An 18,161-nucleotide genomic window follows, 5' to 3' on the forward strand; every position below is an offset into this window, starting at 1 on the left:
TTTTCTGGGCCGGCATTCCGGGCGTCTGGAAAAAGTGCCTCGCCGTAAGGGCGAAACCGCCAGCCGCCATCACCGCAGCAACGGATATGTACTCACAATCAGCCAAAAAAACGACCTTTACTCAGGCAACTCAACCAACCCATCAACATCAGTCATCGCCCGCTCCAGCAAATCCGCCGGCAAACTCTTGCTCGCCCGCGCACCGAGCAACTTCAACTGCTCACTGCGACTGACCAGATTGCCGCGCCCTTCTGTCAGCTTGTTACGCGCCGAGCTGTAGGCCTTGTCCAGTTGCTGCAGACGATTGCCGACTTCATCCAGATCCTGAATAAACAGCACGAACTTGTCATACAGCCACCCCGCGCGCTCGGCGATTTCCCGGGCGTTCTGGCTCTGGCGTTCCTGCTTCCACAGACTGTCGATCACCCGCAACGTAGCCAACAGCGTGGTCGGGCTGACAATCACGATATTGCGGTCAAAGGCTTCCTGAAACAGCGCAGGCTCAGCCTGTAACGCAGCGGAAAACGCCGCTTCGATCGGCACGAACAGCAAAACGAAATCGAGGCTGTGCAAGCCTTCCAGGCGCTTGTAGTCCTTGCCGGCCAGACCTTTGACGTGATTGCGCAGCGACAGCACGTGCTGCTTGATCGCGATCTGCCCCAACGTGTCATCGTCGGCCGCCACATATTGTTGATAGGCCGTGAGACTGACTTTCGAGTCGACCACGACTTGCTTGTCACCGGGCAGGTAAATGATCACATCGGGCTGGAAGCGCTCGCCGTCCGGGCCTTTGAGATTGACCTGGGTCTGGTACTCGCGGCCCTTTTCCAGACCTGCGTGCTCAAGAACGCGCTCGAGGATCAGTTCGCCCCAATTGCCCTGGGTTTTCTGGCCCTTGAGGGCGCGGGTCAGGTTGGTCGCTTCGTCGCTCAGACGCAGATTCAACGCCTGCAAACGCTCCAGTTCCTTGGCCAGCGAGAAACGCTCGCGGGCTTCGGCCTGATAGCTCTCCTCCACGCGTTTTTCGAAGGACTGGATGCGCTCTTTCAACGGGTCGAGCAACTGGCCGAGGCGTTGCTGGCTGGTCTCGGCAAAGCGCTGTTCACGCTCATCGAAGATCTTGCCGGCCAGCTCGGCGAATTGCGCACGCAATTCATCCCGCGAGCCTTGCAGGTCGTCGAGGCGTTGTTGATGGCTTTCCTGTTGCTCGCGCAACTCGGCACTCAACGAGGCGGCCTGGGCGTCGAGACGGCGCAATTCGGCGTCCTTGTTGGCGCGTTCGAGGTTCCAGGCGTGGGACGCATCGCGGGCGTCGTCGCGCTCGATCTGCAACAACTCGACTTCGCGGCGCAGCGCGGCGAGGTCTGCCTGTTTGGCGGCGTTGGCCTGGCCAAGGTCGGCGATCTCATCGCGGCTGGCTTCAAGCTGCGCGTTGAGGCCGTCCTGAGCCATTTGCGCCATGGCCAGGCGCTCTTCGAGCAAGGCCAGATCGGCCTGGGCGCCGCTGGCCCGGCGCTGCAGTTGCCAGGCCAACGCCAGCAGCGGCAACCCTGCTGCCGCCAGACCAAGCAATAAGCTGGTCAAGTCCATAGCCATAGCGACTCCTGCCAATCGGATAAAGCCTGAAGGTTAACCAAGGTGTCAGGGCTTGGACAGCTCAGTCTTCGATCAGACCGAGTTCCTGCTGCGCGCGCCGGTCACCGGCACGGGCGGCCTGACGCAGCAGCTCCTGACCGATACGCCGGTCCCGTGCGTTGCCGCATTCACGGCAGATCAGTTGGCCAAGACGGCTTTGCGCGGCGACCACGCCTTCACGGGCCGGTTGCTTGAGCAGACGGCCGGCGAGATGCTTGGCGCTGGGGCTATCGCTCAGGCGCGGGGCATCGAGCAACCATTCAGCCACGCGGACGGAGAAGCGCTTGGGAGGGGTAACAGGATTCGGGTTTGAGGTAACAGAGTCTGATACTGAGCGAAACTTCATAAAGCACTGCGGGACAGATCGGAAGGCGCGCCACTTTACTCTCTTTTTCTTACAGGTAAAGTCGAAAAAAACCCGGCACGCCCGTCCTAGAGCAAGCGCTAGGGACAATCCACAGAAGCTGTGGATAAGTCAGTGGACAACCCCTCTGTGATCCTCGCAAAGCCTTGTGGAATGGGGCTCGCAGTCAAACTGACGATTTTTTCACCAACAAAAAAAGGCGATATTTTTCATTGACTTAAACTTTTGATACAGGCAGCGGCTGGAGTCAGGATTGATGTGACAGTGACGTTACGGTCTGTGCAACTAATGTGCACAAGTACCTGTGAGACGGTTATATGCGTGCGCTTTTTCGGGTCGTTTTATGCAGCGGAAGAGGCCAAGCGTCTTTGCGAGAAAGCCCGCGCTCCGACGGATGGTCGCGCGCAGCCACGTCCCTTCAGGCTTTTTTTCATTGCGGGGTTTGCTTCGTCTCGATGGATCCGTTACTATCCGCGGCGTTAGTACCAAGCTGAAAGTCAATTCCGGTCGAACATCTCCCACGGTCAATCTTCCAACAGGAAGAAATATCCGAAAAAAGCGGGACCGACCCCTCGATGGTTTCCAGGTAAATCTTGCGACGACGCTGCCTTTGAATGAAAGCAAAGGGCGTTGCGAAGAACACTTACTCTGACCGAACCAACCTGCAAATTGATCAGGATCTTCACCCCGGGCCCAGAACCTCTGCCCTCGCTGTGATGCCTGTCCTCCTAAGTACCTACCTGCCAGCCCAAGCGCGCTCATTTATCAGCGCTTCAAACTGGCTGCTTTGTTCCAGTCGGGTTCTTCGTTCGATCAATGGTGATCAACGTTACTGGAACGTTTTAACGTTGCACGGTTCTTATCCGTGTCATTTGTAGGAACACCTAATAACTATGTCTACTCAAATCCAGACTCAGGATGCCATTCGCACCCTAACCAACGCTTTTGCTCCAATGAACTGCCTGATCATGGCCGCTCGCAAAGGCTGCTTCAGCTTCACCGTGGTCAATGAACACGGCATCGCTCGTCACAGCGAGCGTCTGTACCCCGATCAATACTCCAGCGCCGAACCGCTGCAGGCCGTGATCGAGCGTACGCGTCAGGCACTGGTTGCCTGAAAGCCGACCAGGCTGCAAAAGCAAAGCCCTGCTGAAAAGCGGGGCTTTTTATTGCCTGATATTTCACTGTTAGCGCTGCGCTGCTAAGCATGTTCCGATCTAACGCTGGAGATGCGATAGCGGAAATATTTTAAAAACAGGCCTTTACACGCTGAATATGACACTACACTTCAACTCAAGCGGCGTGACCCGCTTGCGGCGAGCCTGAGTCGATCCACTGCTGCCAAAGCCCCCTTCAGGACTCGCCCTCCACAACAGGAAACGAGGGTGTTATGGGTATCGCTGCCAGCGAACTGTGCCGCTATGTGATCCGTCCTACATTGATCTATCTGGGACGCCACTGCGCAACCGCCGAATCCCTGCTGCTGGGCATCGCCGCCAGCCAGTCCGCCCTCGGGTCTGCCCTGCATGACCGCCGTGGCCACGGCCTCTACCGGATCGCCGAGCATCGGCATCAGGCGCTGTGGGACGATTATCTAGCGCTCGATCCGGAGCGCGCCAGCCTGGTGCGCGGCCTCGCCAGCCAGCACGCATTTCTCAGCGGCCCGCACCTGGAACTGACCGTCAACCTGCGTTACGCCACTGCCATTGCCTGGCTGCTGGTAGAAGAACAGAATCCCACCCTCCCCGCTCCGACCGACCTGCTCGGCATGGCGCGCATCTGGCGCCAGACCTTTCAACCGCAAGGTCGTCTGCGTGACTTCACCTATGCCTGGCAAACCTGTGTTTCACCGCTGAATCAGGTCGCTTGCTGACCGTGCGGTTCCACAAGTTCTCGCAACAGGCCGCCATTCTGGTCGGATTGTCCTACAAAACCGCTCTAACTCAAGGCATACGGGCTATGGCGCTGGGACGAAAATGTTGGTAATTTTCGCCCCGGTGATCACCAGGAGTTCTAATAATGAAAAAAGTCATGCTCAAAACCACCCTTAGCCTCGCCGTTACCCTTGCCTCCACGCAGATCTTCGCGGCAGGTTTTGCCCTCAACGAACAAAGCATCAGTGGGATGGGGACTGGTTTTGCCGGGCGATCTTCTTCTGCCGACGACGCAAGCACTGTTTATGGCAACCCGGCCGGCATGGCGCGCATCAAGCGCGAACAAGTCACCGGCGGCGTCGCCGTTGTCGATGCACACACCGATATCAGCAACGCCAGCTCCAGCCCGAACGGCGGCAGCAACAAAGGCGACATGGTGCCCTTCACCGCCGTACCTATGGGCTTCTATGTAAAACCGATCGATGACCATTGGGCCTTTGGTCTGGGTGTCTATGTGCCGTTCGGCCTGATCACGGATTACGAAAAAGGCTTCGCCGGCCGTTACTTCGGCAGCAAGTCCGAAGTACAGGTGATCACCTTCCAGCCAACCGTCAGCTACGCCTTCAACGACAAGGTATCGATCGGTTTCGGCCCGACGATCAACCGCATCGACGGCTCGCTGGAATCCAACCTCTCGATCACCCAGGCACTGCCGGACGGCAAGGTCAAGATCAAGGGTGACGACACCGCACTGGGCTACAACGTCGGCTTGCTGGTCCAGGCCACCGACACCACCCGCCTGGGCCTGACCTATCACTCCAAGGTCGACTACAAACTCGAAGGCAACACCAAGGTCAACTACGGCGCACTGGCGCTCGTGGGCGTAGGCGCCAATCAGAAGTACGATGCTTCGCTGAAGATCACCACGCCGGAATCCGTGGACTTCTCGGTCACCCAGGCGATCAACGATCGCTGGAACGTCTACGCCGGTACCACCTGGACTCGCTGGAGCCAGCTGGACAAGATCACCGTGAAGAACTCCGGCGTGCAGCCTCTGCTGGCCGGTCAGTTCGGCTCGATCAACGAAGACCAGAACTGGCATGACTCCTGGGCCTACGCGGTGGGTACCTCGTACCAGTTGAACAAGGAATGGGTACTGCGTACCGGTCTGACCTTTGACCAGTCGCCAACTAACAACGAAGACCGCTCGCCACGCATCCCGACTGGCGACCGCACCATCTTCAGTATCGGTGCCGGCTGGAGCCCGACCGACGACCTGACCATCGACGTCGCGTACTCGTACCTGAAAGAAGAGTCGGTCAAGATCCGCAACGAAAACGCGCGTGGCCAGAGCTACGATGCCAAGTATGAAAACTCGGCAAACGGCTTCGGTGTCGGCGCGACTTACCGCTTCTGATGCACCGTGGCGAGGCGCAATCCTCGCCCACGAAAAAGCCCCGCTCTCTTTGCAGAGGCGGGGCTTTTTCATGCCTGCAACTTTTCACTGAAACGACAAATTTCCATTGTGGGAGCGAGCCTGCTCGCGAAGGCGGTATGTCAGATGTTGATGTACTGACCTGTCACACCGCTTCGCGAGCAGGCTCGCTCCCACAGGGAACAACGTTAATCAGGGCTTTAGCGGTTTGGAGGCAATCGCCTTTTCGATCGCTGCAATAAATTCCGGATCATCCGGTTTGGTCAAACTGGAAAAACTCGCTACAACTTTGCCCTGCCGATCAACCACGTACTTGTAGAAATTCCATTTCGGCGCATTGCTCTGCGCCGCCAGCACCTGGAACAGATGCGTGGCGTCATCACCGCGAACCTTCTGCGGTTCGGTCATGTTGAACGTCACGCCATAGTTGGCGTAGCAGACCTTGGCGGTTTCCGCGCTGTCCCTGGATTCTTGCTTGAAGTCGTTCGACGGCACGCCAAGCATCTCCAGCCCTTGCGCCTTGTAGCGCTTGTTGAGCGCTTCAAGTCCTTCGAACTGCGGAGCGAAACCGCAGAAGCTGGCAGTATTGACCACCACCAGCGGCTTGTCGGCGTACTGCTTGCACAGATCGATGGATTCCTTGGCGCGCAACTTCGGCAGCGAGCCTTGCAACAGGTCAGGACAATCGGCGGCCTGGGCCAGGCCAGTCAACGCCATCAGCAACGCGGGAACAGCACACCAGCGCATCAACATGTCGAACTTCCTTGGGCAGTCATCAGGGTTCGACGTTACTCGCCACGCTGCCATCTAGCAAATGCTCATGCCCAACTGCATCAGAGCCAGACCGCCGCGCTGCCAGCCCCACCACACCAGCGCCAACAGCGCCGCAGCCAGTGCGCTGACGACCAGGCGCGTGCAGATTCGGCTCATGCCGCGCTCGCACTGGCTTGCAGGCGTGCCACCGGACGCTCGTGCACCGGCCAGTTAAGCGCCGCCGCCAACAGGCTCAAGAGAATCGCCACTTGCCAGATCAAGTCATAACTCCCGGTTCGGTCGTACACCACCCCGCCCAGCCAGCCGCCAAGAAACGAGCCGAGCTGATGGAACAGAAAGACGATGCCACCGAGCATGGACAAATTGCGCACGCCGAACAAGGTCGCCACCGTGCCGTTGGTCAACGGCACCGTCGACAGCCACAGAAAGCCCATGGCCATGCCGAACAGATAGGCCGATGTGGTCGTCACCGGCAGCCACAGGAACAGCACGATCACCACCGCGCGCAGCAGATACAGCGCAGTCAACAGACGCGGCTTGGACATGCGCCCACCGAGCCAGCCGGCGGTGTAGGTCCCGAAAATATTGAACAGTCCGATCAACGCCAGCACCGTAGTTCCGACGCTCGCGGGCAGATGCTGATCGACCAGATACGCCGGCAAGTGCACGCCGATGAACACCACCTGGAAGCCGCAGACGAAAAAGCCGAACGCCAGCAGCCAGAACCCGGAATGTGAGCAGGCTTCGCGCAGCGCTTCGCCAAGGGATTGCTCGTGGCCGAGCACCGGTAGCGGCTTGTCCTTGAGCATGCTCACCAGCGGCACGATCATCGCCACCAGCAAGCCCAGCACCAGCAGCGCAGCCGACCAGCCGAGCCAGCCAATCAACCCGAGGGTGCCCGGCAACATGGCAAACTGGCCGAACGAACCGGCGGCGCTGGCAATGCCCATGCCCATGCTGCGTTTGTCGGCCGGCACGGCGCGACCGACCACGCCGAGGATCACCGAGAACGAGGTGCCGGACAAACCGATACCGATCAACAGACCAGCGCTCAGTGACAGGGTCACCGGCGAATCGGACAAGCCCATGCACACCAGACCCAACGCGTAGAGCACACCGCCGACCAGCACCACTTTCGCCGCGCCGAAGCGGTCGGCCAGCGCGCCGGTGAACGGTTGCGCCAGGCCCCAGATCAGGTTCTGCAGGGCGATGGCGAAGGCAAACACCTCGCGCCCCCAGCCGAATTGCGCGCTCATCGGCGACAAAAACAGACCAAAACCGTGGCGCACGCCCAACGACAACGCCAGGATCAGCGCACTCCCCAGCAACACCCAACCGCACGTACGCCACATTGTTGTCATTGTTATTCTCCAGTCGCGGGTATATACCCGCTTGAGCTCGAAGAAACGGCCGTCAGGCCAGCTCGTCGAGCAATTTGAGCAAGGTTTCGCGCTTCTCGGCACCGAGACGGTCGATCAGCCGCTGTTGCGCCGCTTCCCACGCTGGCAAGGCCGCTGCCAGGCGTTGCACACCGGTTTCGGTGAGGCGCACGATGCGGTTGCGCATGTCCTCGCCCTCCGCCAGCGTCACCAGACCCTCGCCCTCAAGCACACGCAAATTGCGCCCGAGGGTGCTGCGATCCAGGCCCATGGCTTCGGCCAGTTCGGAGATGCTCGGTTGCTCCAGCCGCTGCAGATTGCACAGCAGAGAATACTGGGCAACGTTGATCCCGAAGCCGTCGAGAGCGCCGTCGTAATGCCTGCTGACGCCACGCGCGGCGCGACGCAGGTTGGTGCACAAACACTGAGAAGGAAGCATGATGCGTGTATATACCCGCGAGTGTGTTAAATCAAGTTACAGATGAGTTGATTCTGAACATCTTTGTTGCCGGTGAGGCCGCCTTCGCGAGCAGGCTCGCTCCTACAGGGGATAGCATTCCGAAAGTGGGAGCGAGCCTGCTCGCGAAGGGGCCGGCATCATCAACGCAAATCCTTCAGACCAACGCGAGGCCAACCAACACCGCCATCTCCAGCAATTCCAGCATCGCCCCCGCCGTATCGCCGGTGGTTCCCCCCCACCGCCGCATCACCCCCCGCCGCAGCCAGACAAACACCCCCAGCGAAATCAGCACCGCACCAAACCCGGCGATCAACACGCAGCCCAGCGCACTCAGCCCCAGCACCCACCCACCCGCTTTACGTGGCAGATGATCGGCCAGCGCCTGGCCCAACCCACCCTTGCGCACATACGGCGTGGTCAGAAACAACCCCAGCAACGCTGCCCGCCCGAGCACCGGAACGATGATCAGCGCCATACCCTGCCCTTGTTCGATCAACGCCAACAGCGCGGCGAATTTCAGCAGCAGCACCAACACCAGCGTGACCACCGCGATCGGCCCGCTGCGTGGATCTTTCATGATCGTCAGCGTACGCTCGCGATCGCCGAAGCCGCCGAGCCAGGCATCAGCGCTGTCGGCCAGGCCATCGAGATGCAGCGCGCCGCTGAGCAGCACCCACACGGTCAACAACAGCGCCGCATGCAGCAACACTGGTGTGCCGCCAAGCAGTAGATTCGAAGCGTAGAGGATCAACCCGAACAGCAATCCCACCAGCGGGTAAAACAGCAGCGAACGGCCGAGCTGTTGCGGCTCGGGCATGCCCGGCAAACGAATCGGCAGGCTGCTGAGAAACTGCAAGGCAATCCACAGCGCCAGCATCTTAGTGACCTTCCTTGAGCGCGCCGTCAGCCTCGACCGTCAGCGCAAACAGCGCGCCGTGACCGACTTCGACGTTGAGCAATTGTTCACGGGGCAAACCTCGCGCCTGGGCCAGCAACAAGCGCATCACGCCGCCGTGGCTGACCAGCAGAATCCGTTCACCGGCGTAGGCGGCATGCAGGCGCGCGACTGCCGCCAGCACCCGCGCAGAAAATTCGCTGACCGGCTCACCCTGCGGTGGCGTGAAACCATAGGGATCAGCCCAGAACAGCCCCAGCGCTTCGGCGTCTGTTTCCATCAACGCCGCCGCGCTCTGCCCTTCCCATGCGCCGAAATGCAATTCCTGCAGATCCTTGTCCAAATGCACGGACAGGTTCAATTGCTCGCCGAGCTCGGCGGCGAAGCGCGCGCAACGCTGCAATGGCGAGCTGACAATGCGATTCCAAGGCCCGCCTTCGACCACCGCCGCACGCATCTGCACCCAGCCGTTTTCGGTCAGTGCGTCGTCGAGGCTGCCGCGCAAGCCACCACCCAGTTCCGTTTCGCCGTGGCGCAGCAGGTCGAGGCGCAGGCTCATGCCGGGCGATCCGCCACGGCCGCTTCGGCGAACGTCGCCATCTGCCCATGCAGGTCACAGGCCAGGCGCAACAATGGCACCGCCAACGCCGCGCCGCTGCCCTCGCCCAGGCGCAGGCCGAGTTCCAGCAACGGCTCGGCGCTCAGGGTTTCCAGCACATGGCGATGGCCCGGCTCGGCGCCGCGATGGCCGAACAACAGCCACTCGCGACACGCCGGATTCAAGCGCACCGCGACCAGCGCCGCGACCGTGCAGATAAAACCGTCGACCAGCACCGCGATGCCTTCCTGCGCGCAGGCCAGATAAGCGCCGACCAACGCGGCAATCTCGAAACCGCCGAGATTGAACAGCGTCTGCGAGGCATCGCCGCGCTGCGCGGCATGCAGCGCCAGCGCACGTTCGATAACTTGCGCCTTGTGGCTGACGCCAGCGGCATTCAGCCCGGTGCCGGGACCGGTCAGGTGCGCCACCGGGCAGTCGAGCAAGGCGCAGGCCAGCGCACTCGCCGCCGTGGTGTTGCCGATGCCCATTTCGCCGCCGATGAACAACCGCGCCCCGGCGGCTTTCGCGCGCAACACGCTGTCGCGACCGGCCTGCAAGGCCAGTTCGCCCTGAGCCTGAGTCATTGCCGCGCCCGCCACGAAATTCGCCGTGCCCGGGCCAATGTTCACATGGCGCACGCCGGGCAGATTCAGCGTCGGATTCACTGTCCCCAGATCGATCACTTCCAGCTGCGCGCCGAGCTGACGCGCCAGCACGCTGATCGCCGCGCCACCGCTGACGAAATTCAGCAGCATCTGCCCGGTGACTTCCTGCGGATAAGCCGAAACGCCCTCCGCCACCACACCATGATCGCCAGCGAAAATCGCGATCCAGATCTGATCGAGCGTCGGCTTGAGCTGACCTTGCAGACCGGCCAGTTGCACCGCCACCGATTCAAGACGCCCGAGCGAGCCGGCCGGTTTGGTCAATTGCTGCTGGCGCTCGGTCGCTTGCGCAACGATGTCGGCATTCACGGCTTGGCACGGGTTCAGCCACCAGGTCAGGCTCATAATGCAGGTCCTTTCAAAGTCAGGGGCAGGCCGGCGACGGTCAGCACCACTCGCTGACAACGCTCGGCCAGAGCTTGATGCAGCCAACCGGCTTCATCGACGTAGCGGCGAGTCAATTCGCCCAGCGGCACGACACCCATTCCGGTCTCGTTGCTGACAAAAATGATTTCACCCGGCAGCGTGGCCAGGCAGTCAAGCAGCGCTTCACGCTCGGCGGCGAGACGCTCGGCGTCGTCGAGCATCAGCAGATTGGTCAGCCACAGGGTCAGGCAATCAACCAGCAGGCAGCGCTCGGCGTCGGCGGATTCGCGCAGCACGCGGGCCAGTTCCAGCGGTTCCTCGATCAACGCCCATTCGGCGGGTCGGCGCGCGCGGTGATGGGCGACGCGCTGGTTCATCTCGCCGTCGAGCGGCTGGCTGGTGGCGATGTAGGTCACGGCGAGATGGCTGTCGCTGGCGAGTTTTTCTGCCAGACGACTCTTGCCGGAGCGGGCGCCGCCGAGGATCAGTTGGAGCATGAGAACATCCTGAAAATTATGTATTGAGGCGACCGGCGCTATCGCGAGCAGGCTCACTCCTACAGGGGACCGCATTTCAAATGCAGGAGCGAGCCTGCTCGCGAAAGGGCCAGCCCAGACAACTCAAACCCCACAGAGCTGACGCAACAGCCCGGTATCCAGATGTTTTTCCACCAGATCCGCTAATCGTTCGATATCGCGCTCGCGCAAGCCGTGGTAATCGACCTCTTGCACATCACTCAACCCGGCCCAGCGCAACAACGTCGCGCTTGCCTCGGGGGATTCGAACAAGCCGTGCAGGTAAGTGCCGAACACCTGGCCATCGGCACTTTGCGCACCATCGCAACGACCGTCGTCCAAATGTACCGCCGGGTTCTCCAGCGCCGGCCCGGTGGTCACGCCAGCATGAATTTCATAACCGCTGACTTCAGCGTTTTCCAGCGCCAGCCGGCCATGCACATTGCGCAGTTGTTTCTCGGCTTCAAGCTGCGTTTCAAACGCCAGCAGACCCAGACCCGCGCTGGAGCCGGCAATACCTTCAAGGCCGAGCGGGTCGTGCACCTGCTCACCGAGCATCTGCAGACCGCCGCAAATCCCCAGCACCTTGCCGCCGTAGCGCAGATGCCGATTGATCGCTGCGTCCCAGCCGTTGGCGCGCAGATAAGCCAGATCACTGCGCACGCTTTTCGAGCCCGGCAGGATAATCAGGTCGGCGGCCGGAATCGCCTGCCCCGGGCCGACGAATTGCAGATCGACCTGCGGATGCAGACGCAGCGGGTCGAAGTCGGTGTGATTACTGATGCGCGGCAGCACCGGCACAACGACTTTCAAGACCTGCTCGGCCTTGTCGGTCTGGCGTTGGTCGATGCCGTCCTCGGCTTCAAGGTGCAGGTCCATCACGTAGGGCAGGACGCCGACCACCGGTTTACCGGTGCGCTGTTCGAGCCAGTCGAGGCCCGGTTGCAACAAGGCGATATCGCCCCGAAAGCGGTTGATGATGAAGCCTTTGACCCGCGCCTGTTCGCTTGGCGACAGCAACTCCAGCGTGCCCACCAGATGCGCAAACACGCCACCGCGATTGATGTCGGCGATCAGCAGCACCGGGCAATCCACCGCTTCGGCAAAGCCCATGTTGGCAATATCGCCGGCGCGCAGGTTGATCTCGGCTGGCGAACCGGCGCCTTCGACCATCACCAGCGGATACGCCGCGCTGAGCCGCGCATGGGAAGCGAGCACCGCTTGCATCGCGATGGCTTTGTAATCGTGATAGGCAACGGCGTTCATCGTCGTCACGGCGCGGCCATGAATGATCACTTGTGCGCCGGTGTCGCTGTTGGGCTTGAGCAGTACCGGATTCATGTCAGTGTGCGGCTGAAGATGCGCCGCTTGCGCTTGCACCGCCTGCGCCCGGCCGATCTCGCCGCCGTCAGCCGTCACCGCGCTGTTGAGCGCCATGTTCTGCGGCTTGAACGGCACCACCGCCACGCCCTGGCGAGTGGCCCACCGACACAGTGCCGTCACCAGGGTGCTTTTACCGGCGTCGGAGGTGGTGCCTTGCACCATCAGCGTGGTCATGGTTTTTCCTTGGCGAAAGCTTGCAAAGCCTGTTCGAGGCGCAGTTCTTGCGCGGCATCGGCAGGCAGGCCGAAGCGCACACTGCTGTTGTGCGTGAAGAGGCGCAGGAGGATGCCGCGCCGGGCGAGGAATTCGTGCAGCGCTTGCGCCTGCTCGGTGATCAGCCACTGAAACAGCGCGCAGCCACCCTGCGGCGCGAAGCCACAACGAGTCAGCAACGCCGCCAAACGCTCGCTCGCTTGGTCACTGCGAATCCGCTGACGGGTGTGGCCCTCGGTGTCTTGCAGGCACGCCGTGCCGAGCACTCGCGTCGGCCCGCTCACCGCCCACGGCCCGACCTGTTCGGCGAGCAGTTTGAGCAACTTGCGCTCGGCCAGAACGAAACCGAGGCGCACCCCGGCCAGACCGAAAAACTTGCCGAACGAACGCAACACCACCAGCCCGACCTGATGCGCATAGGGCGCCAGGCTCAGTTGCGGGGTGTTGTCCATGAATGCTTCATCGACTACCAGCCAGCCGCCGCGTTGCGCCAGCCGCGCATGCCAGTCGAGCAGGCGCGCCGGGGTCAGGCTCAGGCCGGTCGGATTGTTCGGGTTGACCACCACCAGCACGTCGAGGCTGTCGAGAAAGAACTCGACTTCCTGCTCCAGCACTTCACGGACGATATAACCGCTGCGCCGCCACGCTTCGGCATGCTCGGCATAGCACGGCGACAACACGCCGACCTTGCCGGCCCGGCGCAGACGCGGCAGCAACTGGATGGCCATTTGCGAACCAGCGACCGGCAACACCTGCGCGGCGCCGTAGTAATCGCAGGCTGCCTGTTCCAGGCCGTCGTCGGTTTCCGGCAGGCGGGCCCAGGCGCGCAGCGGGATCTCCGGGATCGCAAATGGCCACGGCGCGAGGCCGCTGGACAAGTCGAGCCAGTCAGCCTCGGCAATTCCGTAATCGAGTGCAGCCTTGCGCAGCCGTCCACCGTGCTCAAGCATAAAATTCCGCCCCCAGGCAAAGCATCAGCAGCCATAACCATACGCCGCGCTGGACCAATTGCCAGCCACGGTCGATGGAGTCGGCGTCCGCCGGGGCGCCCTCGCCCAGTTGCGGGCGCTCGTGCAGTTCGCCGTGATAAATCGCCGGGCCACCCAGTTCGACGCCCAGCGCACCGGCACCTGCCGCCATCACCGGGCCGGCGTTGGGGCTATCCCACTGCGGCGCCTGGCTGCGCCAGCACTTGAGCGCGAGTCGGGTTTTGCCCAGTAGCGCGTAGGTCAATGCCACCAGACGCGCAGGAATGTAGTTCAACACGTCGTCGATTTTCGCCGCGGCCCAGCCGAAACGCTCGAAGCGTTCGTTGCGATAACCCCACATCGCATCGAGGGTATTGCTCAAGCGATACAGGACCACGCCCGGTGCGCCGGCGACGACAAACCAGAACAGCGCAGCGAACACCGCATCGCTGCCGTTCTCCAGTACCGACTCGGTGGCGGCGCGGGCCACGGCGTTGCTGTCCAGTTCATTGGTCTGGCGGCTGACCAGATAACCGACACGCTTGCGCGCCGCGTCCAGATCATCGGCGCGTAACGCCGCCGAGACCGGCGCGACATGCTCGCCGAGGCTGCGCATGCCCAGGGCGCAATACAGCGCGAGAATCTCGACAATCCAGCCCACGTAGGGCGCCCAGGAAAATGCGGTGGCAAGCAAGGTCAGCGGCAGTACCGCGAGGACCCACGCGGTCACGCCATGGCTGCGCCAGCCACGACCGCCGGCGTTGAAACGTTGCTCGATGCGCCCGGCAAAATTGCCGAACGCCACCAGCGGATGCCAGCGTTTCGGTTCACCGAGCAGCGCATCCAGCGCTACCGCAGCGACACTCAGCAACGCCACACTCATTGACTCACTCCCCAATAGTTTTCGTACAGCAACTCGTTCAGCGGCCGCGCTTGCGCCCAGCCTTCGAGCACCAGCATCGGCGCTGGATAGAATTCCTTTACCGGCCCCAGACACAACACCGCCAGCGGCTTGGCACCGGCCGGCAACTTGAGTAAGTCCGCCAGGGCCTGCGGCTCGAACAGCGAGACCCAGCCCATGCCCAGGCCTTCGGCACGGGACGCCAGCCACAGATTCTGGATCGCGCAGGACAACGAGGCCATGTCCATTTCCGGCAACGTGCGCCGACCGAAGATGTGTTTTTCGCGATCGTCCATCAGCGCCGCGACCAGCACTTCGGCGCAATCGTTGATGCCTTCGACCTTGAGCTGCATGAACTCATCGCTGCGCTCGCCGAGGGCTTCGGCGGTGCGGATGCGTTCTGCTTCCACCAGATCGCGGATCTGCCCGCGCAGAGCGCGATCGCTGATACGGATGAAGCGCCAGGGCTGCATCAGGCCGACGCTTGGGGCTTGGTGGGCGGCTTCCAACAAACGTCGCAGCAGTTGCGGCTCGACGGTGCCGCCGGTGAAGTGGCGCATGTCGCGGCGTTCGGCGATGGCCTTGTAGACCGCAGCGCGTTCGGCTTCGGAGAATATGTTGTCGGTCATGGCCCTTTCGCGAGCAAGCTCGCTCCCACAGGGTTCAGGTGATCCATTGTAGGAGTGAGCCTGCTCGCGATAGCGGTTTCAAAGTTCGGCGCAAACAGCGCTGCGACAGCCACCGGATTCGACGGAAAATAAAAGTGCACATAAGACGCCGTCACCCGCCCCTCACGATAAACCGCCTCGGCCCCGCGCCCGCCATTCGGGCTAAGTCCACGGGCAATCGGCGTCAGCTCGGTGGTGGTCAGCGAATGATGATAGGTATGCCCACGCAAAGAACCTTCCGGCAATTCAACCGCCTGCAACGCCAGCGCCGCGAGACGCTTCTGCATCACCGCATCGCCCTTGAGCAAACCGACCAGTTCAGCGCGGGTGCCTTCCACGTCAGTCAGCGAATCAAGCAGATAAAGCATCCCGCCGCATTCGGCGAGCAACGGTTTGCCCGCCGCATGGTGCGCGCGGATGGCTGCAAGCATTGAGGTGTTTTGCGCCAGCGCGACGTGGTGCAACTCCGGATAACCGCCCGGCAGATACAGGCTGTCGGCGGCGGGCAATTGCGTGTCGCGGATCGGCGAGAAGAACTGCAGCTCGGCACCCATCGCCCGCAGCAGATCGAGGCTGGCGCCATAGGTGAAGGCGAAAGCTTCGTCGCGGGCGACGGCGATGCGCACACCCTTTAATAGAGGCTCGGCAGCGATAACGTCAGGCGCGGCGAATTCCACGGCCGGTGGCAGCGCGACTTCGCAGCTGCTGGCCAGTGCATCGGCGGCCGCATCGAGGCGCAGATCCAGATCATTCAATTCGCTGGCCTGAACCAGGCCGAGGTGGCGGCTCGGCAATTCGATGCCGCTCTCGCGGGACAGTGCGCCGTACCAACGCAGACCTTCGGTGAGGCTGCCTTCGAGCAATTGCGCATGGCGCAAGGTGCCGACGCGGTTGGCCAGCACGCCAGCGAATGGCAAGTCCGGCTGATACTTCGCCAGGCCCAGCGCCAAGGCGCCAAAGGTCTGCGCCATGGCGGTGCCGTCGATCACACCGAGCACCGGCACACCGAAGTGGCGCGCCAGATCAGCGCTGGATGGCGTGCCGTCGAACAGGCCCATCACGCCCTCGATCAGAATCAGATCAGCCTCGGCGGCGGCTTCCCACAACAGCCGACGACTTTCCTGCTCGCCGACCATCCACATGTCCAATTGATACACCGGGGCACCGCTGGCGCGCTCGAGAATCATCGGGTCGAGAAAGTCCGGGCCGCATTTGAACACGCGCACCTTGCGCCCCTGGTTGCGATGCAAACGGGCGAGCGCGGCGGTGACGGTGGTCTTGCCCTGACCGGAGGCCGGCGCGGCAATGAGTACCGCCGGGCAGTGACGTGGTTGCTTCAAAGTTCGACGCCTTTCTGCGCTTTGATCCCCGCCTGGAAAGCGTGCTTGAGCATGCCCATTTCGGTGACCGTATCGCCCATCTCGATCATTTCCGGCTTGGCGCCGCGACCGGTGACGACCACATGTTGCATCGGCGGGCGCGCCTGCAAATCGCTGAGCACCTGATCGAGGTCGAGGTAGCCGTGCTTGAGGGCGATGTTCAACTCGTCGAGCACCACCAGACCGATCGACGGATCACGCAACAATTCGCGGGAGACGTCCCAGGCCGCAGTCGCAGCGGCGATATCGCGCTGGCGATCCTGGGTTTCCCAAGTGAAGCCTTCACCCATGACGTGAAAACGCACCTGCTCGGGGAAGCGGCGGAAGAACAATTCCTCGCCGGTGCTGTTGCGGCCCTTGATGAACTGCACCACGCCGCACTGCATGCCGTGGCCCATGGCACGGGCGAGCATGCCGAACGCCGAACTGCTCTTGCCTTTGCCATTGCCGGTCAGCACCAGCACCAGGCCGCACTCGTCGGGCGAATTGGCGATGCGTTCGTCGATCACGGCTTTCTTGCGCTGCATGCGCGCCAGATGGCGCTCGTCGCGCTCGGGGGAATCAGTCATGGGGGAGCTCTCCGTTGAGGCTGGATAACGGCGGGCAGGCACAAGAATAGACGGCAAAAAGCCTGGCATCGCCCACCGTGATGCCGCTGAGATGGATCAGGCCGGTCTCCGGGCTCATGAGTGGCATTTGCCGGACTGCGCGCCTTCCCGCTTCTGTCGAGGCAGTGGCTCAAGGCGCAGTTTTCACTCATTTACCGTTGCGGGGGCAGCGCCGGGATCGTCGTGGCTTCGCTTGAAGTCCACCCTCACCGGCTTCCCTGTTTCACTCTGTCGACACTGGGCCACAGAGCACCTGAAACAAGCGGCGAAGGTTAGAGGGTTGGGGGTGGAGCGTCAATTGAAGAGGCGCTTTGCGCGCGAATAACTGCCGCTGATCCATTGTGCAGAGGCAATCTTGTGCCAGACTGTGACAAGTGATATCAAAGAGCCATGCTTTTCTCGACAATCTCACCACAACAATAAGGATGACGACGATGCAAGGCATGATCATCAGCAACCCGCGCCTGGAATTTCTGCGCCCGGTGCTGGAACGCTGGTTTGACTGTATCGATCGCTACAACAGCGTGCGCGGCGACAATGACGCGCCGTACTGGCACGACGAAAAAGCCAACCTCGGCTTGCTTTCAGCGGCGGCGTGGATGGCTGAAATGGTCACGCTGAACGACACGGCCACGCGCAAACAGAACGAAGAAGGCGAGCGCAATGCCCGCGCCGATCTGCTGATTGCCGGCAGCGAAGACCGCGCGTACATTCAGGCCACGCAACGCTGGCCACGGGTCAACAACCTCAACCTGACCCAGGCGCTGCTCGACATCACCGTGGATGCCAGGCGCATCAGCTACGCCAGCGACCTGAAGCTCGGCTGCCTCTTCGTCGCCCCGCAAAAAGCCCAGCACAGCGCCAGCCCCGAAGAGCTGCAGGACATGGTCGACGACCTGCAGAAAGAGCACACCTGCGCCGTAGCCTGGTATTTCCCTTACGCCTATCGCAAATTGCACAGCGAAGCGGGCAACTATCATCCAGGCATCGCCGTGCTGTTCAAGGAAGCCCGCGGCTGAGCAGTTGAACCATCGGGCCTGCGCCCTCCTCTATGATTAGGAATGCATTCATAGGGAAG

Annotated in this window: 20 protein-coding genes and 1 riboswitch; of the genes, 4 read left to right on the forward strand and 16 right to left on the reverse strand. The window is 61.8% G+C overall.

Features of this window, described 5'->3' with window-relative positions; translation table 11 throughout:
* Positions 1–117 precede the first annotated feature (117 nt).
* Both rmuC and AEQ63_RS26480 read right to left on the reverse strand, forming a co-directional pair.
* Positions 118–1,482 (reverse strand): DNA recombination protein RmuC, encoded by a 1,365-nt coding sequence (rmuC, locus tag AEQ63_RS26475; RefSeq protein ID WP_177330625.1) that lies wholly within the window; start codon positions 1,480–1,482, stop codon positions 118–120.
* 175 nt (positions 1,483–1,657) lie between these two features.
* Positions 1,658–1,981, reverse strand: a complete 324-nt coding sequence (locus AEQ63_RS26480) for a sel1 repeat family protein (protein ID WP_064365415.1) — start codon at positions 1,979–1,981, stop codon at positions 1,658–1,660.
* Positions 1,982–2,892: 911 nt separating this feature from the next.
* Between AEQ63_RS26480 and AEQ63_RS26485 the strand changes: the two genes are divergently transcribed.
* The 3 genes from AEQ63_RS26485 (at position 2,893) to AEQ63_RS26495 (ending at position 5,290) form a co-directional block, all read left to right on the forward strand.
* Complete coding sequence (locus AEQ63_RS26485; protein ID WP_016773719.1) at positions 2,893–3,117, forward strand: hypothetical protein; 225 nt, start codon at positions 2,893–2,895, stop codon at positions 3,115–3,117.
* Positions 3,118–3,389: 272 nt separating this feature from the next.
* Complete coding sequence (locus AEQ63_RS26490; protein WP_024012180.1) at positions 3,390–3,872, forward strand: hypothetical protein; 483 nt, start codon at positions 3,390–3,392, stop codon at positions 3,870–3,872.
* 146 nt (positions 3,873–4,018) lie between these two features.
* Positions 4,019–5,290, forward strand: coding sequence for an OmpP1/FadL family transporter (locus AEQ63_RS26495; RefSeq protein ID WP_042607617.1), 1,272 nt, complete (start codon positions 4,019–4,021; stop codon positions 5,288–5,290).
* A 210-nt stretch (positions 5,291–5,500) separates the two neighbouring features.
* Here the strand turns inward: AEQ63_RS26495 and AEQ63_RS26500 are convergent, their stop codons facing one another.
* From AEQ63_RS26500 to cobO, 14 genes are all read right to left on the reverse strand, one after another.
* The gene (locus AEQ63_RS26500) at positions 5,501–6,061 is read right to left on the reverse strand and encodes a glutathione peroxidase (protein WP_064365416.1); all 561 of its coding nucleotides are present in this window, start codon (positions 6,059–6,061) and stop codon (positions 5,501–5,503) included.
* A 54-nt stretch (positions 6,062–6,115) separates the two neighbouring features.
* Positions 6,116–6,238, reverse strand: a complete 123-nt coding sequence (locus AEQ63_RS29120; RefSeq protein WP_258640897.1) for a hypothetical protein — start codon at positions 6,236–6,238, stop codon at positions 6,116–6,118.
* Entirely contained in the window at positions 6,235–7,443 is a 1,209-nt protein-coding gene (locus AEQ63_RS26505; RefSeq protein ID WP_064365417.1) for an MFS transporter, read from the reverse strand. Before AEQ63_RS26505 ends, AEQ63_RS29120 begins: the two co-directional genes overlap by 4 nt.
* 52 nt (positions 7,444–7,495) lie before the next feature.
* Positions 7,496–7,900: a MarR family winged helix-turn-helix transcriptional regulator gene (locus AEQ63_RS26510; RefSeq protein ID WP_064365418.1), complete on the reverse strand. Its 405-nt coding sequence runs from the start codon at positions 7,898–7,900 to the stop codon at positions 7,496–7,498.
* A gap of 175 nt (positions 7,901–8,075) precedes the next feature.
* Complete coding sequence (locus AEQ63_RS26515; RefSeq protein WP_064365419.1) at positions 8,076–8,798, reverse strand: adenosylcobinamide-GDP ribazoletransferase; 723 nt, start codon at positions 8,796–8,798, stop codon at positions 8,076–8,078.
* A gap of 1 nt (position 8,799) precedes the next feature.
* Entirely contained in the window at positions 8,800–9,375 is a 576-nt protein-coding gene (gene cobC / locus AEQ63_RS26520; RefSeq protein ID WP_064365420.1) for an alpha-ribazole phosphatase family protein, read from the reverse strand.
* Positions 9,372–10,427: a nicotinate-nucleotide--dimethylbenzimidazole phosphoribosyltransferase gene (cobT, locus tag AEQ63_RS26525; protein WP_064365421.1), complete on the reverse strand. Its 1,056-nt coding sequence runs from the start codon at positions 10,425–10,427 to the stop codon at positions 9,372–9,374. The genes cobC and cobT overlap by 4 nt, the downstream gene beginning before the upstream one ends.
* A complete protein-coding gene (cobU, locus tag AEQ63_RS26530; RefSeq protein ID WP_042607610.1) occupies positions 10,424–10,945 on the reverse strand; it encodes a bifunctional adenosylcobinamide kinase/adenosylcobinamide-phosphate guanylyltransferase in 522 nt (173 codons plus the stop codon). Before cobU ends, cobT begins: the two co-directional genes overlap by 4 nt.
* A gap of 123 nt (positions 10,946–11,068) precedes the next feature.
* Complete coding sequence (locus AEQ63_RS26535; RefSeq protein ID WP_064365422.1) at positions 11,069–12,520, reverse strand: cobyric acid synthase; 1,452 nt, start codon at positions 12,518–12,520, stop codon at positions 11,069–11,071.
* The gene (gene cobD, locus AEQ63_RS26540) at positions 12,517–13,509 is read right to left on the reverse strand and encodes a threonine-phosphate decarboxylase CobD (protein WP_064365423.1); all 993 of its coding nucleotides are present in this window, start codon (positions 13,507–13,509) and stop codon (positions 12,517–12,519) included. Before cobD ends, AEQ63_RS26535 begins: the two co-directional genes overlap by 4 nt.
* A complete protein-coding gene (gene cbiB / locus AEQ63_RS26545; RefSeq protein ID WP_064365424.1) occupies positions 13,502–14,410 on the reverse strand; it encodes an adenosylcobinamide-phosphate synthase CbiB in 909 nt (302 codons plus the stop codon). The genes cobD and cbiB overlap by 8 nt, the downstream gene beginning before the upstream one ends.
* On the reverse strand, positions 14,407–15,057 hold the full coding sequence (bluB, locus tag AEQ63_RS26550; RefSeq protein ID WP_064365425.1) for a 5,6-dimethylbenzimidazole synthase: 651 nt from the start codon (positions 15,055–15,057) through the stop codon (positions 14,407–14,409). Before bluB ends, cbiB begins: the two co-directional genes overlap by 4 nt.
* The gene (locus AEQ63_RS26555; protein WP_064365426.1) at positions 15,054–16,436 is read right to left on the reverse strand and encodes a cobyrinate a,c-diamide synthase; all 1,383 of its coding nucleotides are present in this window, start codon (positions 16,434–16,436) and stop codon (positions 15,054–15,056) included. The genes bluB and AEQ63_RS26555 overlap by 4 nt, the downstream gene beginning before the upstream one ends.
* Positions 16,433–17,044 (reverse strand): cob(I)yrinic acid a,c-diamide adenosyltransferase, encoded by a 612-nt coding sequence (cobO, locus tag AEQ63_RS26560; RefSeq protein ID WP_042607605.1) that lies wholly within the window; start codon positions 17,042–17,044, stop codon positions 16,433–16,435. Before cobO ends, AEQ63_RS26555 begins: the two co-directional genes overlap by 4 nt.
* Positions 17,045–17,126: 82 nt before the next feature.
* A riboswitch (cobalamin riboswitch) is annotated at positions 17,127–17,355 on the reverse strand.
* A gap of 162 nt (positions 17,356–17,517) precedes the next feature.
* On the opposite strand from cobO, the gene AEQ63_RS26565 reads away from it, so the two are divergent.
* The gene (locus tag AEQ63_RS26565; RefSeq protein ID WP_064365427.1) at positions 17,518–18,102 is read left to right on the forward strand and encodes a hypothetical protein; all 585 of its coding nucleotides are present in this window, start codon (positions 17,518–17,520) and stop codon (positions 18,100–18,102) included.
* The last annotated feature ends 59 nt before the right edge of the window (positions 18,103–18,161 follow it).

Source organism: Pseudomonas sp. RIT-PI-o (genome assembly GCF_001297215.1).
GTDB lineage: Bacteria > Pseudomonadota > Gammaproteobacteria > Pseudomonadales > Pseudomonadaceae > Aquipseudomonas > Aquipseudomonas moraviensis_A.

Coding starts and splice junctions, on each gene's coding strand:
- AEQ63_RS26535 (WP_064365422.1), bottom strand. CDS start 12,520: ATGACCACGCTGATGGTGCAAGGCACCACCTCCGACGCCGGTAAAAGC.
- AEQ63_RS26485 (WP_016773719.1), top strand. CDS start 2,893: ATGTCTACTCAAATCCAGACTCAGGATGCCATTCGCACCCTAACCAAC.
- AEQ63_RS26510 (WP_064365418.1), bottom strand. CDS start 7,900: ATGCTTCCTTCTCAGTGTTTGTGCACCAACCTGCGTCGCGCCGCGCGT.
- AEQ63_RS26480 (WP_064365415.1), bottom strand. CDS start 1,981: ATGAAGTTTCGCTCAGTATCAGACTCTGTTACCTCAAACCCGAATCCT.
- bluB (WP_064365425.1), bottom strand. CDS start 15,057: ATGACCGACAACATATTCTCCGAAGCCGAACGCGCTGCGGTCTACAAG.
- AEQ63_RS29120 (WP_258640897.1), bottom strand. CDS start 6,238: ATGAGCCGAATCTGCACGCGCCTGGTCGTCAGCGCACTGGCTGCGGCG.
- AEQ63_RS26490 (WP_024012180.1), top strand. CDS start 3,390: ATGGGTATCGCTGCCAGCGAACTGTGCCGCTATGTGATCCGTCCTACA.
- cobT (WP_064365421.1), bottom strand. CDS start 10,427: ATGAGCCTGACCTGGTGGCTGAACCCGTGCCAAGCCGTGAATGCCGAC.
- AEQ63_RS26515 (WP_064365419.1), bottom strand. CDS start 8,798: ATGCTGGCGCTGTGGATTGCCTTGCAGTTTCTCAGCAGCCTGCCGATT.
- AEQ63_RS26495 (WP_042607617.1), top strand. CDS start 4,019: ATGAAAAAAGTCATGCTCAAAACCACCCTTAGCCTCGCCGTTACCCTT.
- cobU (WP_042607610.1), bottom strand. CDS start 10,945: ATGCTCCAACTGATCCTCGGCGGCGCCCGCTCCGGCAAGAGTCGTCTG.
- AEQ63_RS26500 (WP_064365416.1), bottom strand. CDS start 6,061: ATGTTGATGCGCTGGTGTGCTGTTCCCGCGTTGCTGATGGCGTTGACT.
- cbiB (WP_064365424.1), bottom strand. CDS start 14,410: ATGAGTGTGGCGTTGCTGAGTGTCGCTGCGGTAGCGCTGGATGCGCTG.
- AEQ63_RS26505 (WP_064365417.1), bottom strand. CDS start 7,443: ATGACAACAATGTGGCGTACGTGCGGTTGGGTGTTGCTGGGGAGTGCG.
- cobC (WP_064365420.1), bottom strand. CDS start 9,375: ATGAGCCTGCGCCTCGACCTGCTGCGCCACGGCGAAACGGAACTGGGT.
- cobO (WP_042607605.1), bottom strand. CDS start 17,044: ATGACTGATTCCCCCGAGCGCGACGAGCGCCATCTGGCGCGCATGCAG.
- cobD (WP_064365423.1), bottom strand. CDS start 13,509: ATGCTTGAGCACGGTGGACGGCTGCGCAAGGCTGCACTCGATTACGGA.
- AEQ63_RS26565 (WP_064365427.1), top strand. CDS start 17,518: ATGCAAGGCATGATCATCAGCAACCCGCGCCTGGAATTTCTGCGCCCG.